General features: G+C 35.4%; 12 protein-coding genes and 1 pseudogene. 7 read left to right on the forward strand and 6 right to left on the reverse strand.

The window, feature by feature from the left end; genetic code table 11:
- Window positions 1-71: 71 nt before the first annotated feature.
- Both GQS55_RS09590 and GQS55_RS09595 read right to left on the reverse strand, forming a co-directional pair.
- Entirely contained in the window at window positions 72-782 is a 711-nt protein-coding gene (locus tag GQS55_RS09590; RefSeq protein ID WP_159820084.1) for a transglutaminase-like domain-containing protein, read from the reverse strand.
- 315 nt (window positions 783-1,097) lie between these two features.
- Window positions 1,098-1,841, reverse strand: a complete 744-nt coding sequence (locus GQS55_RS09595) for a helix-turn-helix transcriptional regulator (protein WP_159820086.1) — start codon at window positions 1,839-1,841, stop codon at window positions 1,098-1,100.
- Between the two features lie 193 nt (window positions 1,842-2,034).
- On the opposite strand from GQS55_RS09595, the gene GQS55_RS09600 reads away from it, so the two are divergent.
- Window positions 2,035-4,119, forward strand: a complete 2,085-nt coding sequence (locus GQS55_RS09600) for a sensor domain-containing protein (RefSeq protein ID WP_159820088.1) — start codon at window positions 2,035-2,037, stop codon at window positions 4,117-4,119.
- A 152-nt stretch (window positions 4,120-4,271) separates the two neighbouring features.
- Here GQS55_RS09600 and ybaK read toward each other — a convergent pair whose 3' ends face one another.
- Window positions 4,272-4,739 (reverse strand): Cys-tRNA(Pro) deacylase, encoded by a 468-nt coding sequence (ybaK, locus tag GQS55_RS09605; protein WP_159820090.1) that lies wholly within the window; start codon window positions 4,737-4,739, stop codon window positions 4,272-4,274.
- A gap of 103 nt (window positions 4,740-4,842) precedes the next feature.
- On the opposite strand from ybaK, the gene sbcD reads away from it, so the two are divergent.
- From sbcD to GQS55_RS09630, 5 genes are all read left to right on the forward strand, one after another.
- Window positions 4,843-6,177: an exonuclease subunit SbcD gene (gene sbcD / locus GQS55_RS09610; RefSeq protein WP_159820092.1), complete on the forward strand. Its 1,335-nt coding sequence runs from the start codon at window positions 4,843-4,845 to the stop codon at window positions 6,175-6,177.
- Entirely contained in the window at window positions 6,177-9,749 is a 3,573-nt protein-coding gene (locus GQS55_RS09615) for an AAA family ATPase (RefSeq protein ID WP_159820094.1), read from the forward strand. Before sbcD ends, GQS55_RS09615 begins: the two co-directional genes overlap by 1 nt.
- A gap of 114 nt (window positions 9,750-9,863) precedes the next feature.
- Window positions 9,864-10,784, forward strand: coding sequence for a DMT family transporter (locus GQS55_RS09620; RefSeq protein WP_236559815.1), 921 nt, complete (start codon window positions 9,864-9,866; stop codon window positions 10,782-10,784).
- A gap of 178 nt (window positions 10,785-10,962) precedes the next feature.
- Entirely contained in the window at window positions 10,963-11,457 is a 495-nt protein-coding gene (locus GQS55_RS09625) for an FKBP-type peptidyl-prolyl cis-trans isomerase (protein ID WP_159820096.1), read from the forward strand.
- Window positions 11,458-11,586: 129 nt separating this feature from the next.
- The gene (locus GQS55_RS09630) at window positions 11,587-12,915 is read left to right on the forward strand and encodes a metal-dependent hydrolase family protein (protein WP_159820098.1); all 1,329 of its coding nucleotides are present in this window, start codon (window positions 11,587-11,589) and stop codon (window positions 12,913-12,915) included.
- A gap of 169 nt (window positions 12,916-13,084) precedes the next feature.
- Here the strand turns inward: GQS55_RS09630 and GQS55_RS09635 are convergent, their stop codons facing one another.
- Entirely contained in the window at window positions 13,085-13,444 is a 360-nt protein-coding gene (locus GQS55_RS09635; protein ID WP_159820101.1) for a DUF2750 domain-containing protein, read from the reverse strand.
- Between the two features lie 470 nt (window positions 13,445-13,914).
- On the opposite strand from GQS55_RS09635, the pseudogene GQS55_RS20295 reads away from it, so the two are divergent.
- Window positions 13,915-14,052 (forward strand): annotated as a pseudogene (locus GQS55_RS20295) (IS110 family transposase); the annotation flags it as partial.
- Between the two features lie 37 nt (window positions 14,053-14,089).
- On the opposite strand, the gene GQS55_RS09645 reads toward GQS55_RS20295, so the two are convergent.
- Together GQS55_RS09645 and GQS55_RS09650 are read right to left on the reverse strand one after the other, a co-directional pair.
- Complete coding sequence (locus tag GQS55_RS09645) at window positions 14,090-14,431, reverse strand: DUF6694 family lipoprotein (protein WP_159820103.1); 342 nt, start codon at window positions 14,429-14,431, stop codon at window positions 14,090-14,092.
- A 427-nt stretch (window positions 14,432-14,858) separates the two neighbouring features.
- Entirely contained in the window at window positions 14,859-16,574 is a 1,716-nt protein-coding gene (locus GQS55_RS09650; protein WP_159820105.1) for a cation:proton antiporter, read from the reverse strand.
- Between the last annotated feature and the right edge of the window lie 96 nt (window positions 16,575-16,670).

Raw genomic sequence — 16,670 nt, forward strand, 5'->3', positions numbered from 1 at the left:
TAAATAAACGGCATTATTGTTAATGAATTAGGCATCACTAGATAACTAGTGGTGCTTTTTTTTGATAAAAATTAACTTGGCAATCCATTGTTACGTAAATTTTTCACATTACGGTTAATGATATGTCTTAAGGCTATTCTGTACAGTAATTTTTTAAACCCCATTAGATTGCTGCCATGTAAGTTATAAAAATCGTCAGGGGTGTCGAATATTCCAAAATCATCAGCAATACCACTAGACTGAATGTAAGTAGACTCAGTTGTTATTTCATTGTCGGGTCGATGTAAATCAGAGACAGCAATACCGTAGCCGTTAAAATTTTTACTCTCAGGATAGGCTTGCTGTACTTGAACTAGTAATGGTTTATCGATGATGAAACCTTCATGGTTTAACCATACACCATTAATTTTTACCTCTACCCAGCTATGCAAAATACGCTTTGGCGCAAGTAACATTAAGTAATTAGGAATAACGCCTCGTTGCAAAGCATTATAAATTGTAAAACCATGAAATTTACAGGGAATATTTAAAGCTCTAAGTAATGCCATAAATAACGTACTTTTGGTATTACATTGACCATAACCATCATTAAGTACATCACTCGCAGATATGCTGTCATCTATGTTGTAACCAAACTTTATCTCATCACGTATAAAATAATATACCGCTTGTAGTGCTTGTTCTGGTGTTAATCTTCGCCATGCTTTGTGTTTGATAAGGGCTTGAATAGTTGGATGCTGATAATTAAGTATTTCACTGCTTTCTATATAGTTCGTCGTCATATTAACCTCTAAAATTTAATACCAGTTTCATTAATTAAGTGAACAACTTTATACGTAGAAAAAATTGCCAAATACAAGGCGTTTATTTCAATAACTAGTTGTTCTAATTATTAAATAAATAACGATGTAGTTGGTGATTTTAGCAAGTAGAAATGATCACATAGCTAGTGAGATTGGTATAACTTTATATTTCATTAATTTTTAGAGAAGCATAACTAAGAGAAGCAGCTAATTATTGAATAAACTAGCTACTTTACTTACATCAATGAAAAAGAGTGCTTAATTTTATAAGGATGGCTAGCTATAACAATAACTTCATCTGAAACAACTTAGTAATTGTTTACTGGTCATGCCAAATGTTCTTTTAATGGTTCGACACAGGTGCGCGCTATCACTGAAACCGGAAAGATAAGCGGCTTCAGTCAAATTAACTCCTGTTTTAATTGCCTGAATAGCACATATTAATCTACGCCATAATAAATAAGGGCGCCACGATACACCTAACTCTTTGGTGACTAGGTGTAAAAATTGACTCTCTGAAATTGCTAACCAATTAGCCACATCTTTTGCGCGCCATTGGTCTGGTTTTAAACAGTTACCGTTTAAACAGCTATCTAGCCGAGCAAGTAATTTTAATAAATGCTTGCTTTGACATTGATAAGGGTTATTTTTTAGCGACTCAACTAATGGTATGTAATGATCTAGTTTTGTCACTAGTGCACTGATACTGACATTATCGGTTGGTATCATTACAGGTAAAGGGGGTGATGCTTTTGTTAATATTTGTATTGAAAGTTCACGCATTGTGTTACCAAGTTTACTTTCAGGCTCCGCAAGTATGATCCAACCTTCAGACATTGATAACTGATGCGGTTCGTTTGGTTCGATAATTTTACCTGTTAATAATACCTCACCATTTAATGTGCTAGTTTTACTAGGGATACAAAGTTGCCATAAAGAATGTTGATGAGGCTTGGTATCAATTGCTGATCCATAAGCAATCACTACGCCAGGTGAAAAATAGGAGAAATTCTGATTATTGTTCAATGCTAAGTTCATGGCTCTATCACGTAATAAATTTTGTCGAGTTGACTATTAAGGGTAATAGTAAGCATTTATTACAAAATTGTTAACGTTACTTTGCAATAATTGATGATCGATATTATCTAATTATTTTTAACATAAATAGGCAGCTTTGATCATTTTAGACTAAAGTTAGGTTGTTATTAACCTTTTACGGCCCTTAATCCATATGGATTCACCTATAGATACTACTCTTTTAAATCATCAGTTTATAGTCAATGATCCGCTTCATTATTTATTTGATGCGGTCAAGGCTATTGCTGTGCAAGGTTACGATGAAGACAGATGTGTTATTTATTGGAATAAGGGAAGTGAATTGTTATATGGCTATACAAGTGAGGAGGCCTTAGGACAAAAACTTGAAGATTTAATTATTCCACCTGCCATCAGGAAACCTGTTGTTGATGAAATTACCGTTTGGTTGCAAAAAGGCACCGAAATTCCTGCTTCTGAGATAACGCTACGTCACAAAAATGGTAAGGATGTCCCTGTATTTTCAAGTCATGTGATATTTACTAATAAGTACAAGAATAAACAATTGTATTGTATCGATGTAGATTTAGCTGATGTAAAAGCCGCGCAAGCACAAGTCATTTATAAAGAGCGGATGCTTAAGGCTGCGTTTGAAACAATACCCGATTTGTTTTTTTTAATGACTGAAGAAGGTGTTATTAATTATTACCATACGAGTAATAAGCAAAATCTATATAAACTACCAATAGACTTTATTGGTCAGTCAATGGTTGATTGTTTACCTATGGATGTTGCTGATAAATTTATTAATAACATTAAAAAAGTTGTTGCACAAAATACAGTCGAGTGTTTTGAATATGAATTAAGCATGCCTCAAGGTCTTGCTTGCTTTGAAGCAAGAATTAGTCACTTGCATGAATATAAACAAGTAGTGGTGATTATTCGTGATATTACAGAACAGCACAAAGCGGCAGAAATAATCAAGCATCATGCCTATTACGATGCGTTAACCTTAGTGCCGAATCGTTTTCTTGCATTAGATCGATTATCCCAGTTGTTAAGTGAAGCTGAGAGAAATAATGAAAAAATAGCCATACTTTTTATAGATTTAGATGACTTTAAGAAAGTGAACGATACCTTAGGTCATGAAATAGGTGACAAACTACTGGTTGAGTCGGCGAATAGGTTAAATAAAGTTGTACGTAAAGAAGATACGGTTGGTAGATTAGGTGGTGATGAGTTTATTGTATTATTGAAAGGGGTAAATGATAATCTTGATGTGTTAACTGTTGTAGAAAATCTATTGAAATGTTTTAGAGAGCCTTTTAGCTTAGACGGCAGGGATTTAACGCTTACGCTAAGCTTGGGGATTGCTATATATCCTGATAACGGAATAACGTCTTCTGAATTGCTACGTAATGCTGATATAGCTATGTATCAAGCAAAATTTTTAGGACGGAATACCTACTCATTTTTTACCAAAAAAATGAACAGTAGTATGTTACGTCGATTAGAGATTGAAGAACAAATGTATGGTGCATTAGAGCGAAATGAATTTGAAGTTTATTATCAGCCCAAAATTGATATAAAACATAATAGTCTAGTGGGCGCTGAAGCATTATTGCGATGGTTTAATCCATCATTAGGTAATATTACTCCGAGTGAATTTATTCCTATCGCTGAGCATACCGGGTTAATTGTACCTATTGGTAATTTTGTGATTAAGCAGGCGTTAAACTTTCTGCATCGGTGGCAAAATATTCAACAAAGTCCATATACTATGGCAATAAACATTTCACCCCGTCAATTTAGAGATATTGAATTACTTACTTTTGTTAAAAATACACTGACCGACGAAAATGTTAATGCTAAAAGCATTGAGTTTGAAATTACAGAAGGTCTATTGATGAATGGTCAAGCGTATATTCATGAAGCATTAACGGGACTGAATAAGTTGGGCATAAAGCTTTCTATGGATGATTTTGGCACCGGATACTCGTCATTAAGTTATTTACGACGTTATCCTTTTGATGTTCTAAAAATAGATAGAAGTTTTGTTAAGGGTATTACCATCAACAAAGCCGATCTTGACTTGGTTAAAGCAACGATATCTATGGCGCACAGTTTAGATATATTAGTAGTAGCTGAAGGCGTTGAAACCAAAGAACAAGTCATCATACTTCATGAATTAGAATGTGATTATTTACAAGGATATTATTATAGCAAGCCGGTGACAGAGCAAAATTTAATTGCGTACTCAAAAAAGCTATTATGCTTTTGATTAAACAATTCTAGTTAACTTAATAATTAGAATTAGAATTAGAATTATATAAACTGTTCCTTGAAATAGTTCGTTTAAAAAAATTACTTAATTATGACTCAGTCATTGGTATCGTTTGTAGTCATTGTTAATCTAAACACATATTATAAATATTAAGTGGAAATAGCGGCGAAGCTGGCTTGGCTTAATGTTTTTAAATCCGTTGGGGTGAGTGCTATTTCTAACCCTCGTTTACCACCGCTAACATACATTACTTCAAGTGTTTCAGCACTGCTATCTATTACTGTAGGTAAACGCTTCTTTTGGCCTAACGGACTTACACCACCTAATACATAACCGGTTGTAACTTCAACTCGTTTAGCGTCAGCCATTTTTACTTTCTTTACTTTTAACTCTTTAGCAATGGCTTTTAAATTTAACTTTAAATTTACGGGCACTATTGCGACAGCAAGTTGATCTGTATCACAACAAACAACTAAGGTTTTAAATACTTGTTGAGCTTCAAGGGACAATTTTTCTACGGCTTCAAGACCAAAGGAAGTTGCATTAGCGTCATGATCATATTGAAGTACTTCAAAGGGGATTTTTTTTTGTTTTAGTTGTTGAGTTGCTGGCGTCATTTTTTCTCAATCTATAATTTTATTGTTAATCATTAATGGTTTATTGTCACCTTTCAGGTAGAATTATCAACCATTATTTTCCTTATCATTAATTTTCCTTTTTATGCGCATTATTCACACATCTGATTGGCATTTAGGTCAATTCTTTTATGGTAAAAGCAGGGCTAATGAACACCAACAGTTTTTAGATTGGTTATTAACTAAAGTCGAAGACAACGCTGTTGATGCCATTATTGTGGCCGGTGACATTTTTGATACCGCAACGCCGCCTAGTTATGCAAGGCAAATGTATTTTAACTTTATAAGTAAGCTACAGCGATTTAATTGCCAACTTGTTGTATTAGCTGGTAATCATGACTCTGTCAGCATGTTAGCTGAATCAAAAGAGCTATTGAGCGCATTATCAACAAAAGTTATCGCTAACGTCACAGATACTTCAATTTCTGCTAATTTAGCTGACCAAGTTTTTGCCATTAAAAATAAACAAGGAATCGTACAAGCTGTTATTTGTGCTATCCCATTTATCAGGCCACGTGATGTAATAAAGAGTCAAGCAGGGCAGTCAGCCACAGATAAATCTAAGCAATTGCAACAAGCTATTGTTGAACATTATCAGCGTTTATTTGAACAAGCTCAGCTGCTCGTCGCTCAACATGAAAAAAGCGCTAACGGCATTAAGTTACCTATTATTGCGACCGGACATTTAACTGCATTAGGTGTTACCACCTCAGATTCAGTACGAGATATTTACATTGGCACATTAGAAGCTTTTCCAAGTAATGCATTTCCTGCTGCCGATTATATTGCTTTAGGACATATCCATCGTGCTCAAAAAGTAGGTAAAACAGAGCATATTCGTTATTGTGGCTCGCCAATAGCCCTTAGCTTTGATGAAGCTAAGCAAAAAAAACGTGTATTACTTGTGGGTTTTGATGAAAATAAGCTATCGACGGTAACAGATTTAATTATTCCAACGTTTCAACCGTTAGCGATGTTAAAAACGACACTCGACACACTCAATCAAGATCTTGAAACACTTGTCTCAACACTAATTAGTGATGACAACGACAGTAAACTTTGGCTAGATATTGAATTAGCAAATACCGGACTGTTAAGTGATTTACAGCCTAAAATTACCGCGTTAGTCAAAGACTTTCCTGTGGAAGTGTTACTTGTTAGAAGGCAAAAGCAAGTAAGGCAACGTTTATTGTTAGAAAAACAACAAGATCACAGTACATTAAATGAATTAACGTTAGACGAGGTTTTTGACTCTCGTTTACAGCAAGAAGCTTGGCTCGATGATGACACTATGGATTCAGAGTCAATTGATTCAAAGTTAATTGAAACAGAGCTAAATAATGCAAAATTAACACGTAAAGAGCAGTTACAAACCTTGTTTAAGCAAACCGTTGCGCAAGTATTAAGTGAAGGTGAATAATGAAAATATTGCGATTACGATTTGAGAACATTAATGCGCTTAAAAATGCTTGGCAATTAGATTTTACGCAAGAGCCATTTGACTCTAATGGACTTTTTGCTATTACCGGTGCTACAGGTGCAGGTAAAACAACTATTCTCGATGCTATATGTTTAGCTTTATATCACGAAACACCACGTATTAAAGTGTCTGCGAGTCAAAATCAATTGATGACACGTTTTACCGCTAATTGCATGGCAGAAGTAGAATTTGAAGTAAAAGGTCAAGGATACCGTGCTTTTTGGAGTCAAAAACGCGCGAGAAATAAAGCGGATGGAAACTTATTAGCGCCTGTTGCTCAGTTGTCTTTGATTGATGGGACAATTATTGCTGAAAAATTAAAAGATGTTAAAGATAATATCGCCAAGATCACCGGTTTAGATTTTTCAAGATTTAGAAAGTCGATGATGTTATCTCAAGGGGAGTTTGCTGCCTTTTTAAACGCAGCGCCTAATGATAGAGCACAACTGTTAGAACAGCTAACCGGCACACAAATTTATGGTGATATTTCAAAACAAGTTTTTACTAATCACAAAGTGGCTGAAAAATCATTACAGTTAATGCAGGCTAAATCTCAAGGAGTCACGTTATTAACAACACAGGAGTTAAGTGATTTACAAGCACAAGAACTTGAAATAGAAAAACAAAGTAATGAAATTATACTTGAACAATCAGTCTATTCATCGTTAAAAAATGTTGTATTAATTAATGAAGCTCATCAAAAAAAATCTATTCAAATAAACGATTTAATAATACAAAGTAAAAGTGTGCAGGAACAAGCCAGTTTAGGAAGAGCAACCCTTGATGAGTGTTTACTTGCACAAGAAAAAGAAGAAGTTAAACATAAGCTTATTGAAAATAAACTGATTGAACGAATATTACCGTTAGACAGTGAAATAGCCAATATTAACGCACAATTATCACAGGTTTTAGAGCAAGAAGGCAGACAAACGCAGGAGTTAAGTCAGTTAACAATAAGCCAACAACAAACGCAAAGTAATAAAAATAAACTACGCGCAGATATTGATAAATTACAAACCTATATCAGTGAACATCAACCACTTATCCAAGTAAAAGAAAAACTGCCTTTATGGTCTAGTCAAGTCAGTCAGCTAGTTCAAATACAAGTTAATATTGATAATAAAACACAAGATTTAATAACAATAAATAATAATCATCAGCAACTTGTTAACGAACAAAATAAGCAACAAACATTATTAAGTGATAGCACACTAAAAAATAGTCAATTACAGAGTCAACAAGCAGATCTTGATAACCAAAAACAACAATTAGTTACTCAAAATTTAACTTTATTGAATACTATTGAATTAACGGGCGAAACACTAACTCCTGACAGCTTAAATTGCAAAATTAATCAGTGGCAACAGCAACAAAACTCTTGTGGGCAAGCATTTCAGCTAGCTAACCGACATAACATACTTTTTCAAGAACAAGCACAACTTAGTAATCAAAAACAATTGGCAATGCCAAAATTGGCTGAGTTGAAATCACAATTGATTGATTTACGGAAACAATTTACTCAGTTAAAACAGCAAAAAACTGATGTTGAAACCTTAATTGCTCAGCAACAAACAATTATGGCGTTAAGTGAGCATAGGGATAAATTACAGCCTGAACAACCTTGTCCATTGTGTGGCTCTAATGAACATCCTGCAATAACTGAATATCAAGCGATTAGTGTTGATACGCAACAAATACGTTTACAGTCTATTAATGATGAACTGAGCCGGTTAGAAGATCAAGGCAAATCACTAGCACAGCAAGAAACTCAACTTAATGTGGAGCTAAAAACAAAGGACGAACGTGGTCAAACAATTAAGTCAGAAGAAGCTGAGTTATTAGCTGCTTTTACCCGCTTAAATTTACCTAATGTATTGTTAACTAATAACCAGCTTGAGCTATCAGATATAACATTAATTGAACAAGCATTAGCGAAAATAAATACTGAACTAGATCTTCTTCAGCAATTTCAACGTGACTTTAATTATTGTGTACAACAACAAATAAATATTGAACAGCAACAATCTCGAGTCAGTCAAATATTGTTACAAGGACAACATCAAGCGGCCCTTATTACAGAAAAAATTAACCATAATAATCATGACAACAACGAACAAAATAAAGTGATAGAACAGTTACAATCTGATCAAAGTTTTATGTACAAAAGTTTATTTGCTGATATTCAGTCAATGCAACTAAATCAATTCTCATCACATTTACATGATCTCCTAAATAAAGAGAGCGATGAAGGTTTATGTGAAAGTTCAAACGATCACCTCAATGCTAATTTTAATGTAAACACTAACCTAAACACCCGTCTTAACTCGGGTGTATGGTTACAAGAACTACAACAAAATGTTACGTTGTTTGAGCAAAAATTCGCAGAGCACGAAGCACTTTCTAAGCAACTATCTTCTGTTGAACAAGCCATTGTTTTAGTCTCAGAACAAGTACATCAAGCAGAAGGTCGCTTAACACGATTTACACAACAACTAGCTGAATTAAAACAACAATCAAACACTAAAAAAGAGTTACGCGTAACCGAGTTTGTTGATCTTGGCTATCTAGATGAAGTGTCGCAATCATCTGAATTTATTAGAAATAAAATTTTTAAAGAAGAGAGGGTTACAAAAGATAAGTTAACAGCACTGAATAAAGAACAGCAAGCTATTGAGGCTCAGTTACAACAACTGCTAGGTCAAAAAGAAAGCCTAAAACAGCAGTTGTTAGAGCATGAGGAAGCTAAAATCAACGCGGAAAAATCACTAGCCGACAGTTTTAAAAATAGTCATGGAGACTTTGATAAATTATCACTTTTATCTTTACCCGATATTGAAGTTGAGTTGCTAAGCCTTAATGAAAAATTAAAACAACAACAGCTGCATTTAGGACAAATTCAACAAGCGATAAGTCACGATAAAGAAAGTAAAATTAAGCAACAAAGTTTACTTAATCAAATTGAAACTGAGCAAGTTGCAGTAGATGAACTTGCTTATTTAAATGGTTTGATTGGCTCTGCTGATGGCGCGAAATTTAGAAAATTTGCTCAAGGTTTAACACTTAATCACCTTGTTTATTTAGCTAACGAACAATTGAATAAACTTGATGGTCGATACCAGTTACAGTGTCAACAAAGTGATACCTTGAGTTTAGAAGTATTGGATACATGGCAAGGTGATAGCCTTCGTGACACTAAAACGCTATCGGGTGGCGAAAGCTTTTTAGTTAGTTTAGCGTTAGCGTTAGCCTTGTCAGATTTAGTTAGTAACAAAACCAGTATTGATTCTTTATTTTTAGATGAAGGTTTTGGCACATTAGATAATGATACGTTAGAAATAGCGTTGGTTGCGTTAGATAACCTTAATGCAAGCGGTAAAATGATTGGCATTATTAGCCATGTTGAAGCGTTAAAAGATAGAATTGATGTACAAATTAAGGTCGAAAAACAAAGTGGTTTGGGCATTAGTTCGCTTGATAAACTCTTTTCTTTTATCCCTAACACAGGGAGTTAGTTGTTTGCTTTGGAACAGCCAAATTAATATACACTAATGCAAGTTGAAGCAAGTTGAAGCAAGGCTAGCTTAGTTAATTGTCTCTATTATTTATACCTTAAAGGAACATCAGTCTTGTCAATTTCAGAACTGTTTACATCAGAATACACTTGGATTTATTTCACTTTACTTGCTGCTGCTATGCAAGCAATCCGAACTGCTGGCCAAAAACAACTATCAGGTAAACTAAATTCTATGGCAACAACGGCTGTGCGTTATGTTTACGCGCTGCCATTTGCTTGGGTATATGTCTGGTGGATGCTAGATTTTAGAGAGGTATCAGTACCAACACTCAATAATGACTTTCTATTTTACGCTTTAATTGCCTGTGTAAGCCAGATTATTGGTACTGCCTGTTTAGTTGCTGCTTTTCGATACAAAAATTTTGCTGTTGCAACGAGTCTAGCCAAAACGGAAGCGATACAAGTGGCTATTGTTGGCGCATTATTATTTGCTGCACCATTAAGTATCATGGGATGGTTTAGTGTCATTGTTGGTGTTATTGGGGTTTTATTTGTCTCGAAGGTTAAATTTAGACCAAGTGAGTTTTTAGCGGGCTCAGATGCGAAGATGGGGTTACTTTACGGACTTGCTGCAGGGTTAGGTTTAGCTATAACAACGTTACTTATTCGAGAATCTAGCTTAGCCCTAAATATTGATTTAATGGTAAGTGCAGCAATTACCTTGGTATTTATGATCACCGTTCAATCAATCATTTCCGTTACTTATGTTTATTTTGAAGATAAAGCACAGCTAAAGTTAATGTTAAGTCATTGGCGCTTATGCTTATTTGTAGGTATAACAAGTGTACTTGGCTCTATTGGTTGGTTTACCGGAGCAAGCCTTCAAAATGCAGCTTATGTGAAAGCATTAGGTCAAGTAGAGTTTTTTATTACACTGGCATTAACTTACCGTTTATTTAAAGAGAAAATCACTACAATTGAATACATAGGGATGTTATTGATTATTCTTAGTGTTGTTATTTTACTGTTGTAGGCTTAAATTGAGATAAAATACTCACTCTTAATTTTGAGTGTTTAATGCTAAAATAAGCGCCAATACTTCGTATGAACGTTTGGTTAACCTTTATTCAGTACTTATCCAGTATAATGCGAAGAGAAAGTAGCACCCAATTCATTAAAAAATTAATTTATAAACCGTTAAAGAGAATTACATGAAAATTACAGATAAAACCGTTGTTCAGTTCCATTATGTTTTGAAAAATGAAGCAGGAGAAGAAATAGAATCTTCTCACGGTAGCGAGCCTCTTGCTTACTTACACGGAGCAAATAATACTTTAGCGGGCTTAGAAAAAGCGTTAACTGATAAAGAAGCTGGTGATAAATTCAGCGTTACTTTACAACCTGATGAAGCTTATGGCGAACGCCAAGAAGATTTAATTCAACGTGTACCAGTAAAACATTTACAAGGTTTACCAAGCAAAAATGCTAAATGGAAAGCGGGCATGATTGCTGTTGTTCATACTGAACAAGGTCAACGTCAAGTGACTGTGTTAAAAGCGGGGAAGTTTATGATCACTGTAGACATTAACCCGCCATTAGCTGGAAAAATCATAACATTTGATATTGATGTTGTTGATGTTCGCGCTGCAACCGATGAAGAAGTGCAACATGGCCACGCACACGGTGTAGGTGGTCATCACCATTAGAACAAGCCTGCCAAATTTGTCTTCTTGACGAAAACTATATAGCTGCTAAGGTATTGGTAGCTATATTTTTATGCTTTTATAATTTTTCAGTTTAACTATTTAAGCAACCAACTTAGAGTAATACCAGCCATGACTACAACTATTGCCACAGCACAAACTACTCGCGTCCTTAACATCTTAAAACACACCTTACTTTCACTATCACTAATTTCCTCTTTCAACCTATTAGCACAAACACAGGTGATTCATGCCGGTACATTATTGCCTATTGCAGGTAAGAGTACGCTATCTAAGCAAACATTAATTATTACTGATGGAAAAATTACTGAAATCAAAAAAGGTTTTATTAGCCCAAGTGATATAGATAAAGATGCTAAGTTAATTGACTTGTCATCAAGCTTTGTTATGGCGGGCTTAATGGATATGCACGTGCATTTACAAGGTGAATTAGGCCCAAAAAATGATAGTCAATCTTTGCGTATGTCTGATTCAGATGCATTAATGCAAAGTGTTTCTAATGCTAAAAAAACCTTAATGGCGGGCTTTACTACCGTTAGAGATTTAGGCGCAAGTGCAGAGCAAATTTTTGCACTACGTGATGGAATTGCTAAAGGTTGGGTTGATGGTCCTAGAATCATTGCCTCAGGATCATCTGTTTCAGTCACCGGTGGACATGGTGACGTCGACGGATTAAGTCCCGATATTCTCGCTATGCGTACCAGTAAAACTATTTGTGATGGGCCTTTTGACTGTCGAAGAGCAACACGTCACGCTATTAAATATGGCGCAGATGTGATTAAAATCACCTCAACGGGTGGGGTTTTGTCGGATACCAATACAGGTACTGGCCAACAAATGTCTGATGATGAATTAAAAGAAGTGGTTAACGCAGCACATGCACTTGGCAGAAAAGTAGCCAGTCACGCACATGCAGCAGAAGGTATAAACGCCGCACTTCGCGCCGGTGTAAATAGTATTGAACATGGTAGCTATGCAAATAAAGAAAGCATCAAGCTTTTTAAGAAATCTGGCGCTTATTTAGTACCAACCTTATTAGCGGGTAATACGGTTGTTGAAATGGCTAAACATAGTAACTTTATGTCTGAAGCAATTAAGTTAAAAGCGATTCGCGTTGGCTCTGATATGACAGAGAACTTTAAAAAAGCATATAAAGCGGGTGTTAAAATTGCGTATGGAACAGACAGTGGAGTTTCTCATCATGGCGATAATGGCAAAGAAGGTGTGCTAATGGCACAAGCGGGGATGAAAAACAGTGACGTATTAAAATCCGCTACTGTTAACGCCGCCGATTTAATTGGTATGTCTGCAAGTTTAGGTACATTAGCGCCAGGAAAAATAGCCGATATCATTGCGTTTGATGATAATCCGCTAAAAGATATTAAAGCATTGTTAGATGTCGATTTTGTAATGAAAGGTGGAAAAGTCATTAAAAACTAATTTTTAATGACGGTTGTTATTTTTAGTCTTTTAAATGAGCTGCTACTTTGCTGCATACTTGCGTCATTCCGTAAGCCGCTTTATACGGAATCTCTATCGTTTTTCTCATCTTGCTATGACTTGTGCCTGAAAGTCACGCTGAAATTAAAAGTTAAGCGGTTGCAAAGTTTTATACGTATTTTTCAATACTGATAATAGCCTGACTGTAATCACTTAATGCATACTCAGCGCAGTTATCCTCGTCACGCCAGTCAACACCAATAACCATCGGATCGTTAGATAAATCTTCTACCCAAAATTCTAACCAATCAGCAACTGTAATGGGGGCAACTACATAATCTGCCCATTCATCAGCAATATGTACGCTTGCTAATTCAGTTGTTGACCATAAAGGCATTACGTCATGTTCTTCAAAATTTACAGAATCAAGAATAACCCACTCTTGTGATTTAGGTTCTTGTAATCCGTAAAATGTTTGAGTGGTTTCAACGTGTTTAATAAATTGGTTTAGTGGCTCTGGTAATGACATGGTTTAAGTATCTTTAAATAAAAAAGGGATTTTAACATAGGCTGTGTTAAACCATTAATGAATTTTCAAATACAAAGAAGCCAGCTATATTAGCTGGCTTTGATTTAACAACTGATTTGTAATTTAATTAAAGTGCTTTTAATTCAAGCTTTTTGATTTAAGTGATTAATTAGGATAATTAACCAGTACACTAATTAATCAGGACATTCGCTTATAAAGTATCTCAAAATAAAAAATAACACAGGTTAAATAGAACTTTGAGCGACTGTCCTCGATAAAATTTCAACCAGTACACTAATTAATCAGGACATTCGCTCATAAAGTATCTCAAAATAAAAAATAACACAGGTTAAATAGAACTTTGAGCGACTGTCCTCGATAAAATTTCTCGATAAATTTTATCGACAGTTGAATAGATGTGAACTTCAGCAATGCCAAGGACTTAATTAGGCCACCCATAATAACGTGTTATTAGATCACTGGCTTTCAAGTGGATCCTAATCGTATTTAGGTGTTGGAAAACGAGCACGCCGTACAATGAATCGAAATTCTTAGAAGCCCTAAAACTAAGAGGCTCACCGCTTTTAAAGTTTGCAATAAATTGCTGATTTTACTAGCGGTCCACCTCAGGGCGTGTTGTTATATTTATTGTGCCGCTACACTAACTTTAGTTGGTGAAGACTTAGCTAAATCTAAGAGACCGTAGTAATTTAATCCGTCAATTTTTTTGCCAATAATGAAATAGTTCATTTCATTAGTCATTGTAGGATCACCAATTACGTCATTAACACTTTTTACATCTGAAAATTGAATAGCCATTAGAGCCATCATAAATTCTATTTGTTGCGTAGGCTTTAAACGTTTTGAGACTTTAGAAATGCCATATTGGGTTGATTCAATTGTTGAACCGTCAAATACAAAATCCTTTTTTGTGCTAGCGCAAGCGCTAAGAATCAAAATTATGACAACTATCAGTAAATTTTTCATCGAATATCCTTATAAATATAAACACAATGACTCCCCACGAGGTGCTAGCTTCTGAACGTGGGCTAGTTTTACAAACCAGAGCCATACTAACTGTGTCAACAATATAAAACAGAGGCTAGCATGTCAAAACATAACATACTTTTCATTGGCTTAGATACACATGCAAAATTAGCTAGGACAGTCACTCAAACTGGAACATCATAGATATTTTAACTAATGCTTTATAAGCAAGTGTCTCGTTAAATTTCTAAATTTTTCAAGGGCTTTTCTGTGAGGCATGGTCTGAAGGAATCAGCTAGCAAATTTGCGAGCTGATGAACAATAAAACCATCTCATTGTAACTAGTCTCTGTTATTACATTAACAGCTAAAACAAAGGCCGACGCTGCATCCTGTTTCGACCTTTATTTTAATCAATATTTATCAACTTACTCTTTTAATTCATGACTTACAGAGCTGTCTGATTGAATAGCAAGCCCCTCTAAAAGCATTTTAGCTGCTCGGTCTGCTGTATCCTGAAAAGGCTCTAATATGAGTTCAACATCGAGTAAGTTTAATTCTTCGGTATCTATACTGCTTTGTGAAACAGCGGCTAATTTACCCTTATACCCAGCTGATCGGGTTAATTGAATCACGGTTCTTCTAATATCTTCTGACGACAAGCCTGTGTGTAAATGTGGAATTGTTGAAACAACCCAATTTGCATGATTCAATGGTAACTCGATGATAAATTCAGCATCGGTTGCATCGCCATATTCACACTCTAAACCTAACAGTCGCCAATGTTTTATTGCAGCAGGGTTAAAGTCGATACCTAATACGCTAATACCTTGTTCTTTAAGTCGCATCGCAATAGCAGTGCCAAGGCGCCCCAAACCAAAGATAATAACGGGGTAGTGAGCATCAGTATGATCATCCGTCATATTTTCGCGAGGAACGCCTGAACGTTCAAACATACCAATAACGGGCGTAAAAATAGAATAGAGTTGATGTGAGTAGGTGATCATATACGTTGATGCGGCAATGGTGATAATGCCAACTAATGTTACTAATCCCAGAATATCTTGTGGTACATGTCCTAAGCTAATACCCATCGCAATGAAAATTAATGAAAATTCACTAATTTGAGCTACGGTTAAACCAGCAAGGAAACCTGTTCTTTTACCATAGCCCATAAGCCCCATAATAATCATGACAATGAGTGGATTACCAATAAGCACAAACAGTGAGAAAAGCATTGCGCCTGGTAGATGCGCGCCTAATAAAGACAAGTCTAATGTTGCGCCTAAGGCGATAAAGAAAAACAGCAATAAAAAGTCACGTAAGGGCGCAAGTCTGGCAGCGATACTTTCTCGATAAGGGGTTGAAGCTAAGGCAACACCTGCAAGTAATCCACCCACTTCCATACCTAAACCGACGATGTCTCCTATGGCGGCAAAAAGGGCTGCTTGTGCAATGGCGTATATCACTAATAGCTCAGGCGCTTTAGCTAGTTTTTCAGTAAGAGGGTTAGCTATATAACGCACAAAAATAATAACAAAACCCAGTAATCCAACACCTGAAATGACAACTTGCCAAACGGATGAATTATTTGAATCGCCATGCCCAGAGCCAATACCAATAGTTGCTAATATAATCATAGCCACTACAACAACAAGATCTTGAACAATTAAAAAACCCAGCGCGATTTGGCCATGTAATGATTCAATTTCTCGTTTATCAGAAAGTAACTTTACAATGATAATAGTTGAAGAAAAAGTAAGTGATACTGCAACATAAAGACTAGTGATATGGTCTAGGCCAATACCTAAGCCTATGTAATAACCAAATAAGGATGTGAAAGCAACTTGACCAAGACCTGTTAAAACAGAAACACCACCAATAGACTTAATTAACTTTACATCTAATTTGATACCAACAAGAAATAACAGTACCGCGATGCCTAATTCAGAGAGCAGCTTGATTTGATCTTTGGAATGAACAATATCCAGTACGGAAGGTCCTGCTATTAACCCCACTGCAATGAAACTTACAATAAGGGGTTGCCTTAATAATAGTCCGATAAATCCCATGAGTGCAGCTAACACGAGCAGCGCTGCTATTTCAGTAAATGACGACTGTGAAATTAGTTCAATTAAATTCATTACATAATCCCTATCCTGTGAATATAGTATTCGATAATTTTACATTAATAGGGGGCGAGTGAATATATTAATTATTGAATAACATAGTTTTTATAA

Source organism: Colwellia sp. 20A7, from assembly GCF_009832865.1.
In the GTDB taxonomy this organism is placed as follows: domain Bacteria; phylum Pseudomonadota; class Gammaproteobacteria; order Enterobacterales; family Alteromonadaceae; genus Colwellia.